We start from the raw sequence: 14,623 nt of genomic DNA, 5'->3' as shown, positions 1-14,623 counted from the left end.
TAGAGTATACAAAGTTGTAGGTTATACTTATATGTGAAAATTTGTGAAGGTTTTAAAGAGTTTATATGAAAATTGAAGAGATATTATTGAAGCAATACTGGAATTTAGATAGGGAGTTATAAAATGAAATTAATTATTGCCGAGAAACCAGATCAAGGTTTGGCCCTTGTTTCCCAATTTAAATATCGCCGAAAAGATGGTTATTTAGAAGTGGAAGCAAATGAGTTATTTCCAAATGGAGCTTACTGTACATGGGCAATTGGTCATTTAACGCAGTTATGTAATCCGGAACATTATCACGCTGAGTGGAAAAAATGGTCACTTGATACATTACCAATGATTCCGGAACGCTTTCAATTTGAAGTTACAAAATCAAAGTATAAGCAATTTAATGTTGTAAAACAGTTGTTACATAATCCGCAAGTGACAGAAATTATTCATGCAGGCGATGCAGGGCGCGAGGGGGAATTAATTGTACGAAATATTATCAATCTTTGTAACGTGCAAAAACCGATGAAGCGTTTATGGATTTCCTCCTTAACGAAGCAAGCGATTTACCAGGGATTTAAAAATTTACTTGATGAAGCAGATACAATCAATACGTACTATGAAGCATACACACGATCATGTGCCGACTGGGTGGTTGGGATGAATGCATCGCGTGTCTTTAGTATTTTGTTAAAGAAAAAAGGAATGAATGATGTGTTTTCGGCTGGTCGTGTACAGACGCCGACATTAGCTTTAATTGTGAAACGTGAAAAAGAAATAGAGAACTTTAAATCAGAGCCGTTTTGGGAAGTGTTTGCAACTTTTAATATAGAGGGAAAGAAATATGAAGGAAAATGGGAGCAAGATAATGAGTCCCGTTTAAAAGATCCTGATATGGCGAATAAAATCGCAGCATTTTGCCAAAATAAACCGGCCGAAGTAAAGGAAATGAAAACAGAGCGGAAAGAGTTTCAGCCCCCATTTCTATTTAACTTATCATCACTGCAAGCAACAGCGAATAAAGCATTTAAATTTTCGCCGAAAAAGACGCTTGATATAACGCAAGCTTTATACCAAAAAGGAATTGTGTCTTATCCACGTTCTGATTCTAACTATGTAACGCAAGGTGAAGCAGCGACGTTTCCTGATATCTTACAAAAGTTAAGCCAGTTTGATGAATATAAAGAGTTACTACCAGCGCCGATTGAATCCATTATGAATAATAAGCGATATGTGAATGAGAAGAAGGTTACAGATCACTATGCAATTATTCCAACAGAACAAGTGACAAATCCAAGTAAACTATCTGGCGATGAAAAGAAAATTTACGATATGATTATAAGGCGTCTCATTGCGGCTCATTATGAGGTTGCGATCTTTGAGTATACAACGATTACAACACTTGTTGATGGCCGTGCTGAATTTATTTCAAAAGGGAAACAGCAAATTCAAGAAGGCTGGCGCAAAGTTATTTTCCAAGATGATAAGGATGATGAAACCATTCTTCCAATCGTAGCAGAAGGTGAGCAAGGAAAAGTTGTAAAGGTGAAGGTGAAAGAAGGAAAAACGCAGCCGCCAAAGCGTTACACAGAAGGACAACTCATTACATTAATGAAGACGGCTGGAAAGTACTTAGATAATGAAGAGCTTGAGAAAGTATTAAAGAAGACGGAAGGTTTAGGTACAGAAGCAACTCGTGCTGGCATCATCACAATGCTGAAAGATCGTAAGTATATTGATGTTAAGAAAAACCAAGTATACGCAATGGATAAAGGGAAAGTATTAATTACCGCAATTGGGGATAAAATTTTAGCTTCTCCAGAAATGACGGCAAAGTGGGAACAGCGTCTAGCTGAAATTGGAGAAGGTACAGCTTCACCAGCAACCTTTATGGAACAAACGAAAAAATTATCGGCGAAAATTATTGAAGATGCGATTGAAATGTCTGAGAAATGGGATTTTACTGGATTGAATGTAGAGTCAATTGAACGAAAAGGATCGAAATTTACAATAGGTAAAAAAGTAGGAAGATGTAAAAAATGCGATGGGGATGTAATTGATAAATCGACTTTTTACGGTTGTTCAAATTATAATACAACTCAATGTGATTTCACTATCTCCAAAAAAATATTAGGAAAAACAATTTCACAAAAAAATATGACGAAGCTATTAAAAGGTGAACAGACAGATTTAATTAAAGGGTTTAAGAAAAACGATAAAGCATTCGATGCGAAGCTAGAGTGGAAAGATAATAAAATTAACTTTGTGTTTGAAAAGTGAAAAAAGGTGTTACGATAATATCGTAACACCTTTTTTTCTAAGTATTTGTGTGTAAAGGGTCTAGTAGATATTCCCTCGTTTCTTGCATAGTTTACATAATTTTCATCCCGCTATTCGCGGGTAGTAAGACCCTTACCTCAAAACTGAGCGAAAGCATTGTCCAGTTCCAGTGGCTTCGCTTCTTCCTGCGAGGTAAAAAACACCTCTACGTCAGAAGCTCCATCCTCCTCACATTCTGGACGAGCCACTTCCACTTTTCTTTAAGAAGTTAGGTGGGAATCAACAGCCTGTAAAAGTCCGATTGGTGAGGGCTAATAATCAGTGGGGATGAAGATCCACATTAATTAAAATTTCATTTTATATGTAAAGGTGTCATGTATCTTCTGTATTCATTTACCATACAAAAAGCCCCACAAGCATAGCGCTTAATAAGGAAACAGCCATTCCACTAACAAGAAGCTTCCAAACATTCTTACCGATAATTACTGATTTTTCTGCACCAAATAATGAATTGTAAGTCCCATAAATCATACCAACTGTACTAAAGTTAGCAAAAGAGGCTAGAAATGTTGTTGCAACTGCAATAGTATGCGGATGTAAAGAGTGTAAGCGTGATTTTAAATCCATCATCGCAACAAATTCATTAGTTGTAATTTTTATCCCCATTAATTCAGCGACATACATAGCATCAGTTCCTGATAAACCGAGTAAAAATGCGAAGGGACTAAAGATAATAGAGAAGATTTTTTGAATTGTTAAACCTGTTACAAAAAAACTTAAAATACCATTCAAACATGCTGTTAATGCTACATATCCAATAACCATGGCTAGAATAACAATAACCATATTCATCCCCACTAACATACTGTTTGAAATGGTAGAGAAAAAATCTTTTTTTTCTTCTTTTGATGGTGAATAAACAATATCTTCTTCTTTAGTGATTGCTATAGGATTTAAAACATTTGCTAAAATTAATGCATTTATACAGTTTAAAGGAATTGCACTGAAAATATATGTTGCTGGCACCATTGATAGATAGGCACCAAGAATAGATCCGCTGACGCTACTCATACTCATAATTCCAAAAGTCAACAAACGATTTTCTTTTAAAACAGATAATTGGTCACGAACTACAGCAAGAGCTTCCGTGTTTCCTAAAAACATCATTTGAATGGAAAAAAAACTTTCTAACTTTGGTAAACGAGAAATTTTTGAAATGATTGCACCTACTTTATCAATAATCCAAGTTAAGATTCCAAAGTAAGAAAGAATATCGAAAAAAGTGATAACAAAAATGATAGGAAGTAATGCGCTAAAGAAGAAGTCAACTGTTTGATTTTCCATAGCTGATGGAAACGCAAATCGAATACCTTCATTCGCACATGAAATGAGCCAAGTGAAAAATGATGCAATTTTATTAATTATGATACTTCCCAATTTGGTGCCCAACATAAACCATGTAATAAAAAGTTCAAGGATTATCAGAATAATGATTGGTTTCCACTTTATGTTTCTTTTATTAGGTGAACATAAGAAAACTACTAATAATACAATGAAAATCCCTATAATATTTAATATCAAATTCATGTCAACAACTCCTTGAGGTTTATTATTTGTATATAAAAAAGCTCTTATTCTCCACACTTAGGCTAATGGAGGAGAAATTATGAAAAACAAGAGGGAAATGTAAAAAATATGAAGGGGATCTATTTTAGGAAAAGTCATTATTTTTTAGGTGTTTTTAATTCGTGGAAAATATTATTAAATTAGAAATAATTATGAAAGAAGCTGAAAGTGTGAATGAAATTTTATCACATGAAGAAAGATGAGATAGATATGCACTTACAAGTAAAGTAGTTTAGTATAACTTTGTAATGCGAATGAAATTTGTAGTATTTCTCCAATTTTTTATACTGAAAGCGAATTTAATTAAAAAATTCAAAAAATAGTATTGAAATATATTATTCTTAAGACTATAATAAGTGATAATAAATATATACTAGTTAAATATTCAGAATCTTCAATTAGTTAAAAATGGAAATGAAATAATTGATTTTGTAATGGAGGTTGTATCATGTCGAATAAAGTACCTTTTTCGTTCATAGTAGTTATCGGATTAATGTTATTTGCTCTTTTTTTTGGAGCAGGAAATTTAATTTTCCCTGTAATGTTAGGTCAATCAGCTGGAACAAATATTTGGTCAGCGAATGCGGGATTTTTAGTAACTGGGGTTGGACTACCATTACTTGGTGTATTAGCATTTGGAATTTCAGGAAAAGAGGATTTACAATCACTGGCAAGTCGTGTTCACCCTGTTTTTGGAATTGTATTTACAACAGTTCTATATTTAGCAATTGGTCCATTATTTGCAATACCGAGAACGGGTAATGTTTCCTTTGAAATTGGTCTTAAGCCTTTTGTACCAGAAAGTTTAAGTTCTATGGCTTTAGTTATTTTTACAATAATATTTTTTAGTATTACTTGTTTTTTTTCGCTCAATCCTGCGAAAATTGTCGATATTGTTGGAAAAATCTTGACGCCAATTAAGTTAACGTTCATTGGAATTTTAGTAATTGTTGCTTTCATTCATCCGATAGGGGATATGCAAGCACCTGTTGAAGCATATACATCTAATGCATTCTTCAAAGGGTTTCAAGAAGGATATTTAACAATGGATACACTTGCATCTTTCGTATTTGGTATTATTATCATTAACGCTATTAAAGAAAAAGGGGCAAAAACGAAAAAGCAAATTATGGTTGTTTGTGCAAAAGCAACGATGATTGCAGCGACAGTATTAGCAATTCTTTATACGGCGCTTTCTTATATGGGAGCTTCAAGCGTAGCAAAACTGGGGCACTTAGAAAATGGTGGGGCAGTTTTAGCGAAAGTGTCAAACTACTACTTTGGTTCATATGGTGGAATTCTATTAGGATTAATGATTACAGTAGCTTGTTTAACGACTAGTGTAGGACTTGTTTCAGCATGTTCTTCATTTTTCCATAAACTATTTCCAAAGGTATCTTACAAAAAAATTGTTGTTATTTTATCTGTTTTTAGTGCAATTGTTGCAAATGTAGGATTAACACAACTGATTGCAGTTTCTGTTCCGGTATTAACAGCGATTTATCCATTAGCGATTGTACTAATCTTTTTAACATTCTTCCATTCATTATTTAAAGGGAGAACGGAAGTGTATCAAGTAAGCTTACTAGTAACGTTTATTATAAGTTTATTTGATGGATTAAATGCAGCTGGAGTGAATATCCAAGTAGTGAATCATGTATTTACTAAATTTCTTCCAATGCAAGAAGTAGGCCTAGGATGGATATTCCCAGCTATTATTGGTGGATTTATTGGATACGGTATTAGTCATTTAAGAGTGAAAAATGAAATTCATTCTAGCGTAGCAAAAGCTAATAAGTAGTGATATGCATGAAAAAAGTTGTAGAATTCGTTTAGGAAGAGTAATGAAAGGTATTACGCATTGGCGTAATACCTTTTTGGTTTGGATTACTTATTATGAAAGCAATGAATAGTCATGTATATGGTCTAAAGTATAAAAGAGATTGCTGTAACTATGGAATTTAAACATTTATTTGCAGCTTCGCTATGGATTGGAGGATTTTCTGCAAGTATACCTCTTTTATCTAAAGATCATAAGAATGGGAAATGGACGTTATATTGGGATGCCATTAAAAGATTTTCACCATGGGCAATATGTGCGGTTATTATTATTGTCGTAACCGGTTTATTTAATAGTAGATTCTTTATTCCGACAATCGATTCTTTCTATTATAGTATCGCTCGGTACATGTATATTTGTATTACGTCTTAAAAAGTAATAAAGAAAGAGCTTACCATCTTATAGGTCTTTTCTTCTTTATATTTGATTAACATCTTTTAGGCTCAGCCGCTTCTTTTGTTAGGAGTGATTTTGGTTTTATATTTACAAAGCAAATGCTTATGACAATAAACAATAGTCCGATAAATAAGCTAATTGTAATCGCTTCGTGTAGGAAAATAGAACTTACAATAATTGCGATGAGCGGAATAAGAAATGTGTAGGCTCCAACTTTACTCGCTTCGCCAGCTCCGACAAGTGTAAAGTAAGAAAGCCACCCCAGTGCAATTACAAAGATTGAAATGAATAGTAGTACGATTGCAAATGGTACGCTCCAAGCGATACTAGACCAACTTTCAAATTCTGAACCGAGCCCAATTAAGCAGAAGCCACCGATAATGAGTTGAAGGGTTACCATCCAAATAGCGTTTACACGGTTCCCAGTTCTTTTTATAAAAACGGTCCCTAGCGCCCAGCCTATTGCACATCCTAAAGCAAGAAAAATACCGATGATAGAAATATGTCCAGTTAAGCCACTAGAACTAATAACAGCAACGCCTGTAAATCCAAGAATAAGACCAAAGATTTTTAAGCCATACATTACTTCTTCAAGCCAAATCCAAGAGAAAATTCCAAGTAAGACAGGCTGGAGAAATACAATAGCGGAAAAAAGTCCTGCAGGCATATATTGAAGTCCTACAGTTTGTAGACCGTAAAATAAAATAATATTGAGTAAAGCTGAAATAAAGTACAAATGCCAAGTTTCTTTTAAATGTAATTGTTTGTACTTAGGCAATGCGAAAATAAGTAGAATGAATCCTCCAATTACTGTTCTAAGTCCTGCAAATAATACGGGTGGTGTATAATGCAGGGCGAATTTAGATAAGGGCCAATTAATCCCCCACATAAGAACGAGAAATGAAAGGAGCATGACCGTTTTTGTTCGTGAAAGCTGTGTCATGATAATACCCCCTTGTTGTATTGCATTTCATTATGATATGATATTGAACACGATAAATAAAATGAATCTTTTTTATAAGGAGTATAAGTAATTTGTTATGACCATCACACAACTTCAAGTTTTTGTAAAGGTAGTTGAACTAGGAAGTTTCACGAAGGCAGCTCGAGTTTTGAATATGACACAACCAGCTGTGAGCCATGCTATTTCTAGTGTTGAATCAGAACTCGGTGTAACGCTTATTATACGTGATAAAAGAAAAGGTCTAATTCTGACTGATGTAGGAACTCGGATTCTTGTTCATTTTCGGGAAATTTTAAGTGGCGTTGAAAAAATAGAACAAGAGGTTGCGATGGAGAAAGGGCATGAAGTTGGGACAATTCGAATCGGAAGCTTTCCAAGTGCATCAGCATATTTCTTGCCTAAAATGATTAATATCTTTCGCGAAAAATATCCGAATTTAGAGCTGGTTCTCTATGAAGGAACTCTTAAAGAAGTGGAAGAGTGGCTATTATCACGTGTAATTGATGTAGGAATTGTTATTTTGCCCAATAAAGAAATGGAGATTGTACCGTTAACAAAAGGAGAAATGGTTGTTGTCTTGCGGGATGATCATCCTCTTTGTGAGAAAGAAGCTATTACAATAAATGATTTAGAAGGTGAACCAATTATTTTATTTAAGGGAGGATACGAACCACCAATTATTGATATGTTTAAACAAGCAGGTGTACCACTTCGAGTTGAGTATGCGGTGTCTACCGTTACAACATCTTTAAATATGATTCAAGAGGGGTTAGGTTTAGCGATATTAGCTGAATTATCATTAATGAATTTACCTCCAAATGTCAAAACGAAAGCATTAGCACCTCAAGTATGGAGGGAAATTGCTTTGGCTGTTCCTTCATTAAGGGAATCCTCACTAGCTGTTCAACTATTTATTGAAGAGTTCCAGGGGCTATTCGCAGAATGATAAAGAGCGTCTCATATATGATAATGAGACGCCTGTTTGTTTTTCACTATAATAACGCCCCAAAAAAAGTCTATAAAAAGGATTGACGTACCTCTTTGTTGTAACTATAATGATTACGTTCGGGTGGTGATCATAATGAAAATTAGTAGCCGCTTTTCTATAGCTGTTCATATTTTATCTATTTTGGAAAACAATTCATCCCCCATTTGTACTTCTGAATGTATGGCTGAGAGTATAAATACAAATCCGGTTGTAATTCGAAGAATAATACCTGACTTAAAACGGGCTGAGTTTGTGTATGTAAATCGAGGGCCAGGTGGGGCTGGACTATTAAAGGATTTAACTGAGGTTACATTATTAGATGTGTACCATGCAGTAAATGTAGTTGCGGAAGATAAGTTATTTCATATTCATGAACAACCAAATCCAGATTGTCCAATTGGAGCAAATATTCAAGCTGTTTTAGAGGTTATTTTAGTTTAGGCACAATCTGCAATGGAAGAGGTCTTGAAAAGTATTACTATGGGGCAGTTATTTCAATCTTTACAAGAAAAAATAAATGCTTGAAATAAGAATTGAGGAATGCAGAGCTCTATAAAAAGGAGAATGCATATTTTTTTCTTCTAAATGTAACCAACTCCGTTACATTTAGAAATAATAAAAGAAGGTAAGGTGTAATCATATGTCTGTAAAAATGAAAGTATACTCTGATTTTATTTGTCCATTTTGTTTTTTGGCAAAAGGTCCATTGGATGAGGTAGCTAAGGAGAAAGATGTAGAAATCGAATGGATGCCATTTGAATTACGTCCAAGCCCGTATTCAAAAATCGATCCATGGCAAGAACCAGATAAATTAAGTTCTTGGGATTCTTTTATTCTTCCTACTGCGAAAAAATTAGGAATTGAAATGCGTTTACCTCGTGTTTCTCCGCACCCATATACACATTTAGCTTTTGAAGGATGTCAATTTGCGAAGGAGCATGGATTTGGAAACGAGTATCATCACCGAGTATTTACTGCGTTTTTCCAAGAAGAACAAAACATTGAAGATATTGATGTATTAACAAAGCTAGCGGTAGAAGTAGGGCTTCCTGAAGCGGAATTTAAAGATGCTTTAGTAACTCGTAAATATAAAGAGAAACATCAAAAAGCAATCCAACATGCATATGATGAGGCGAATATTATGGCTGTTCCAACAGTAATGATTGGAGACGAAGTCATTCAAGGGCTTGCTAGTAAAGAAATGTTAGAAAGAGTAATTGATAAAGAAATACAAAAGGAAAAAACAAATTCATTTGATGGCATGCAATGTACGACTGATGGATATTGCTAAGTCTGATATTTAATTAAAGAGTCAAATCGGTTTGTTTAAATAAACTATAAAACTTATATACCTAGAGGCTTTAATATGTCAGTAACTACAACAAATTTTGGGGCCTTGAAACGTGAAAAGACTGCAAAGATTTCTAAAAAATCGCTTTGCAGTCTTTTAATCTCTTGTTTCGTTTAAATAAAAATCAATCGTATTTCATTCTGAATCAACGGTACGATATAGATACACCTAGATAGCACGATTTGCAATATAACCCAGTAAATTAACTTTTTCGCCGTGTTCGTGATAATCAAGAAAAATACCAGGGTTATCTGTCGAGCCAATGATTGTCCTTTGCTGAATCTTTAATCCCTCTTTCCCTAAGTTAGACTCAAGATAATTTGGGTATAAGACATGTGGGTGTGAATTAGGGTATAGGGTGCGAAAATTAAGTAAAGAGGTTGCACCTTCATGATAATACAGGTAATTTCCAATGACCTTAGATCTGTCGTTCATATAAGTCTGTAACAAGGTAATTGGGAAGACGTTTTTATGCGAACAAACATCGTTAGTAGTAATACTGTCTATCACGACATCTATTGATCCAGGTTTTAGAGGGAGAAGATAGTCAGTATTTTGGATATACACAATACGAAGTTTTGAGTTGACTTTTTCAATTAAACACTTCAATTTTTTAATCATAGTCAAAGAGAAACCACAAAAAATATAAAAGGTATCCGAGTCAAGTGATGATATGTACTTTGGTAAGGAGACAGATATATCAATATTTGTTTCAATTACGACTTTATTTGATAAATCTTGTTCCTTCAATACCTTAATCATCCATTGGTCCCCTTTTTCTCTTAAGCTGACAAAGCTTGGGGTAAATTCCTTCATTGTTTCTTCATTGAGGATACAGTAGGGAGATTCCTCTAGGTTTGAAGTCACTACTATCCCATCTTGTATTGAGGAAAAGTAACCACATGAACAGGTTAATTTTGCTTCAGAAATATTACTGTCCCGTATAGATGCATCACTAATGTTTAATTGGACTTTGCAATACGGACAATAAAAAAATGGAATGAAGGATATTGGTACACCGGTATAGCTGCATGAAATAGCGGGTTGCTCGAAGGATTGCAACTTATCATCTATGAGTTTAATAAATCGGTTCAGTTCCTTTTTTTCTTCTACAAACGTATTTTTCTTCTCCGATAAGAGATTTTGATAATAACTAATGTCGATATTAATGGTCAAACGTTTGTATGAAAGAAATTTTTGAATTTCTTTCAAAGAGAACTGTAGATGTTTTAGTTCTAATATTAACTCCATGTCATCGAGACAGGATTGATTCAATTGGAACTGAGCCCCCTTTTTTTCTGGAACTAATAACCCTAGTTCAATATAGTAACGAATTGTATCCACAGAAACATTATAAAGTTTAGCAAAAGACCCGATTTTCAACTATATCCCCCCGATCTACAAAAAAGTGGTTATGAACTCCATGTTTTCAAGAAATAATGTGAAAATACTTGTATTGACATGAAGTTCAACCCGACAGTTATTATAAATATACATATAATTAACAGAATAATCAAAAAATACAGAGTGTTATTTGATTTATTCGCAAACTACTATGAAAAATAATGTTGTAGTAATTAATAAGTACAACTTTTCGAAAATTTCGTCAAGGGGGAATTCAGGTGAACGCTGATTTTATATTCATAAATGGTGAGGTTATAACGGTAAATCATGAAAATGATGTTGAGCAAGCTATTGCTATTAAGGGGAATCTAATTATCGCCGTAGGTACAAACGAGGATGTAAAACCTTATATTACTGAGAATACAAAAGTTATTGATTTGCAGGGGAAAAGTCTTCTTCCAGGATTTATCGATTCACATCTACATATGCTGCATGGAACGAATAAATTAGGGGTTGATTGTAAGGAGTTGCATATTAAGTCTATAAAAGATCTTATAGAAGCTCTCAAGGCAAAAAAAATAGAAACACCAAAAGGGCAATGGATTCGTGCTTCTGGATTTAACGAAATGGCAATTTTGGAGGGAAGATATCCTACAGTCGATGAATTGGATGATGTTTCTCAGGAGCATCCCATTTATATTTCGAGAACATGCAACCATATATGCGTGGTAAATAGCAAAGCTCTTGAAATAGCGGGTATTGATGAAGATACACCAAATTTGGATCATACTCAAATTGAACGAGACGACACTGGTAAATTAACTGGGCGATTAATTGAGAGTGCCAATATGAAGATGTTTGAGGTCGCCAAATATACGGAGGAAGAATTACTCAAGGCTTTTAAACTAGCATCTGATGACTTTCTCTCTTATGGAATTACAAGTGTTCACGATGCGGGTGGGCACGGTCCTGATCATTTCAGAAACATTTTTAAGGCAGTGCAAGCTGGCGATGTTCGCGTTCGTGTATATGCAATGATATGTGCACTACATAATTCGGAAGAGTTCGTTGATAAAATGATCGATGCAGGAATTGTCACAGGTATAGGAGACGATAAGTTTAGAGTTGGACCTGCCAAAATATTTACCGATGGAAGCAGTAGTGGTCCAACTATCGCAACTAGAAAACCATATACGAGTAACTCTACTGATTATGGTATTCTTTATTATACTCAGGAAGAGATTGATAGGATTTTAACAAGAGCACATCAAAAAGGATTTCAAATTACGGCACATGCCCAAGGAGATAAAGCGATTGAAATGGTTCTGAATTGTATTGAAAGTGCACAGCAAAAGTATCCTAGAGCAAACAGTCGACATCGAATTGAACATGCTGGTATTGCCGAGCCCGACTTACAAGAACGTATGAAAAAGCTTGGTGTGATTCCGATACCAAATCCGCCATTTTTCTATGAATTTGGTGAAGGTTATATGAAGAATTATGGTGAGCGTGTAAACCATATGTATCCTCTCCGTGATTATTTGAATCATGATATTATCGCTGCCGCCGGTTCTGATTGTCCCGTAACCTCCTGCGATCCTTTATTAGGAATACATGTTGCGGTAAATAGAAAAAGTAAAAATGGTATTGATGTAGGTGGAAATCAAAGGATTAGCGTTTTGGAAGCGATTCGTCTGTACACATGGAATGGTGCCTATGCAAGCTTTGAAGAAGATCGTAAAGGAAGTCTTGACGCTGGGAAGTTTGCGGATTTGATAGTATTAGATAAAAGTATTTTGAATACAAAAGAGCAGAATATTAAAGATTTAGTAGTAAATATGACAATGGTCGATGGAGAAATTGTATTCCAGAGGGAAGGAGTCCTTTCAAAAGGATAGGAGTAGGGAATATAGTTCATCGGAGGAGCTATTATTCCAAATCGGGATGATAGTGCATACGATGAGGTTTATGACGCATAGATGGTAGTTTTGAAAGCGGTTTCCCTGTTGAACCCACAATCTTTATCAATACTAGGCCAGAGATGAGAAATGTCCAGGAAGAAATCTTTGGCCCAGTTTTAATTGTTCAAAAGTTTAGAGATGAAGAAGAAGCGATTACTTTGGCGAATCATACAGTATTTGGGTTGGGTGGTTATAAACAAAGTGGAATTGGTAGAGGGTAGGGGAACATACGGACTCGATGAATTTTCAGAAATAAAGCAAATTAATCTAAGCTATAAGGCACAACGGGTTGGATGGTTTTCTAATCAATAAGTATAGTTTAGGGAGGTAATGTATGGATCATACAAACTTGGAGATTCCAAAAATAGAAAATATTAAACCGAAAGCACTTGTGGAGAGAGAATTAGGAACAAAAAAAATAACGCATTTGTTTTACCGTTATATTTTGCTTGCTATATTAGGGAACATATTTTTGGCAGTTACTTCATTTGTAGATGGGAATATTTTGGGGAATATAGGGGCAACAGAACTAGCGGGTGTGGGGATTGGTTTTACTATTATGGTTCTCTCTCGTGCGATAGGTACGCTAGTTGGAGTTGGAGCGGGAGCGGTGGCTGCTCTTAGATTAGGAGCTGGAAAAATCGATGAAGCAAGAAATGTTGTTGGTCAATCGATTTGGTTTGGGATCATCCTGTCAACAATGATTGCTGTCGCTGGTTATATTTATAATGAGCCTCTTATGCGTTTTTTTGGTGCGGATGATCAGGCATTACCGTATGCAATTCAGTTTGGAAATTACATGTGGCTTTCGTTTCCTTTTACAGTATTAGCAGTTATTCTTAGTATTCTTGCTATTCTTGACGAACGCCCGGGACTTAGCGTGTGGAGTTGGTTTGTTGGAGCCATTTTAGCAGCTGCTGTGGAACTACTATTATTTCATAAATTTCAATATGGAATAATAGCTTCCGCTTGGGCTAATATTATTTCTCAATCGACCCCATGTCTTCTTATTTTTTATTTTCTATTTAGCAAAACTTTGCTCAAACCTAAGCTGAAGGACTTGAAAATGAAGTTAAGAGATATTTGGGAAGTAAATGCAACCGGATTTGCCGCATTTTCAATTTCACTTACTATGTTTATCTCCGTCATTATTATTAATAATTTGTTAGCTTCATTAGGGGGAGAATTACATATATCCGCCTTTGCCATACAAAATGGATATATAACTAACTTTCTTATTTTAATCGCAATGGGGGTAGTAACTGGTATTCAACCGATTATTAGCTATAATTATGGTGCTAGGCTGTATGAGCGGGTAAGGGAAGTTACTCGGTTAGGAATTATATTTACATTCATAACTAGTGCTTTCTTGACAGTATTATTGTTTTTCTTTGTCGATCCGATAGTTGGTTTCTTTACAGGAGGAGATGCAGCTTTACAAGATATTAGTATATGGTCGACAAGAGTGTTTAACTTGTCTTTTCCATTTGTCGCAATTGTAGTGCTCATATCGGGCTATTTTGAGGCAATAGAGCAAAATGCTAAGGCGACGTTTATAGGAATAGGGCGATCTTTTCTTTTTTCGTTACCGTTATTTTATCTTCTCCCTAAGATGTATGGAGTTGAAGGTGTATGGTATTCTATTCCAGTTGCAGATATACTTGCATTTTTGATAGCTCTTCTCTTTATGTATAAAGAGTTTCAAAGATTAAAGCATATGAACAAAAACGAGAGATATAGAGGTCAAAAAAGATAATCTAATTGAATTTGTATGTAAGATTAAAATTGTGCATTTCATGTAGTAATCGTATCATATGAAAATAAATCAGATGATAGATGAGAGAGGAATTAGTAATAAGTAGTAGTGAATGAAGAAAATATTTTA

At 34.8% G+C, this 14,623-nt stretch carries 9 protein-coding genes and 3 pseudogenes; 9 read left to right on the top strand and 3 right to left on the bottom strand.

Annotated features, from left to right (window positions below; translation table 11 throughout):
* Window positions 1-123 precede the first annotated feature (123 nt).
* Window positions 124-2,268, top strand: a complete 2,145-nt coding sequence (gene topB, locus M014_RS0112200) for a DNA topoisomerase III (protein ID WP_026591986.1) — start codon at window positions 124-126, stop codon at window positions 2,266-2,268.
* Between the two features lie 393 nt (window positions 2,269-2,661).
* Here topB and M014_RS0112190 read toward each other — a convergent pair whose 3' ends face one another.
* Window positions 2,662-3,855, bottom strand: coding sequence for a nucleoside transporter C-terminal domain-containing protein (locus M014_RS0112190; protein ID WP_026591984.1), 1,194 nt, complete (start codon window positions 3,853-3,855; stop codon window positions 2,662-2,664).
* 487 nt (window positions 3,856-4,342) lie between these two features.
* Here M014_RS0112190 and brnQ point away from each other — a divergent pair, with 487 nt between their 5' ends.
* Complete coding sequence (brnQ, locus tag M014_RS0112180; protein ID WP_026591983.1) at window positions 4,343-5,695, top strand: branched-chain amino acid transport system II carrier protein; 1,353 nt, start codon at window positions 4,343-4,345, stop codon at window positions 5,693-5,695.
* Between the two features lie 47 nt (window positions 5,696-5,742).
* Window positions 5,743-6,064: pseudogene (locus tag M014_RS0112175) on the top strand (copper resistance protein); the annotation flags it as partial.
* 97 nt (window positions 6,065-6,161) lie between these two features.
* Here M014_RS0112175 and M014_RS0112170 read toward each other — a convergent pair.
* Window positions 6,162-7,073, bottom strand: a complete 912-nt coding sequence (locus M014_RS0112170; RefSeq protein WP_026591981.1) for a DMT family transporter — start codon at window positions 7,071-7,073, stop codon at window positions 6,162-6,164.
* A 97-nt stretch (window positions 7,074-7,170) separates the two neighbouring features.
* On the opposite strand from M014_RS0112170, the gene M014_RS0112165 reads away from it, so the two are divergent.
* The 3 genes and pseudogenes from M014_RS0112165 to M014_RS0112155 all read left to right on the top strand — a co-directional run bounded on the left by M014_RS0112165 (window position 7,171) and on the right by M014_RS0112155 (window position 9,373).
* A complete protein-coding gene (locus tag M014_RS0112165; RefSeq protein WP_026591980.1) occupies window positions 7,171-8,040 on the top strand; it encodes a LysR family transcriptional regulator in 870 nt (289 codons plus the stop codon).
* Window positions 8,041-8,175: 135 nt separating this feature from the next.
* Window positions 8,176-8,607, top strand: a pseudogene (locus M014_RS26865) (Rrf2 family transcriptional regulator).
* A 115-nt stretch (window positions 8,608-8,722) separates the two neighbouring features.
* Window positions 8,723-9,373 carry a DsbA family oxidoreductase gene (locus M014_RS0112155; protein ID WP_026591979.1) on the top strand — a complete coding sequence of 217 codons (651 nt, stop codon included), beginning with the start codon at window positions 8,723-8,725 and terminating at the stop codon, window positions 9,371-9,373.
* A gap of 228 nt (window positions 9,374-9,601) precedes the next feature.
* Here M014_RS0112155 and M014_RS0112150 read toward each other — a convergent pair whose 3' ends face one another.
* Window positions 9,602-10,816 carry a MerR family transcriptional regulator gene (locus M014_RS0112150; protein WP_026591978.1) on the bottom strand — a complete coding sequence of 405 codons (1,215 nt, stop codon included), beginning with the start codon at window positions 10,814-10,816 and terminating at the stop codon, window positions 9,602-9,604.
* A gap of 239 nt (window positions 10,817-11,055) precedes the next feature.
* Between M014_RS0112150 and M014_RS0112145 the strand changes: the two genes are divergently transcribed.
* The 3 genes and pseudogenes from M014_RS0112145 to M014_RS0112135 all read left to right on the top strand — a co-directional run bounded on the left by M014_RS0112145 (window position 11,056) and on the right by M014_RS0112135 (window position 14,494).
* Window positions 11,056-12,675, top strand: a complete 1,620-nt coding sequence (locus M014_RS0112145) for an amidohydrolase (RefSeq protein WP_026591977.1) — start codon at window positions 11,056-11,058, stop codon at window positions 12,673-12,675.
* A 98-nt stretch (window positions 12,676-12,773) separates the two neighbouring features.
* Window positions 12,774-13,050: pseudogene (locus M014_RS28290) on the top strand (aldehyde dehydrogenase family protein); the annotation flags it as partial.
* A 22-nt stretch (window positions 13,051-13,072) separates the two neighbouring features.
* Window positions 13,073-14,494, top strand: a complete 1,422-nt coding sequence (locus M014_RS0112135; protein ID WP_035414964.1) for an MATE family efflux transporter — start codon at window positions 13,073-13,075, stop codon at window positions 14,492-14,494.
* Window positions 14,495-14,623: the final 129 nt, after the last annotated feature.

Origin of the sequence: Bacillus sp. UNC437CL72CviS29 (assembly GCF_000482345.1) — a bacterium.
GTDB classification, from domain to species: Bacteria; Bacillota; Bacilli; order Bacillales; family Bacillaceae_G; genus Bacillus_A; species Bacillus_A arachidis.
Note: the sequence above shows the minus strand (reverse complement) of the source record. Positions and strands in the feature narration are given on the sequence as shown.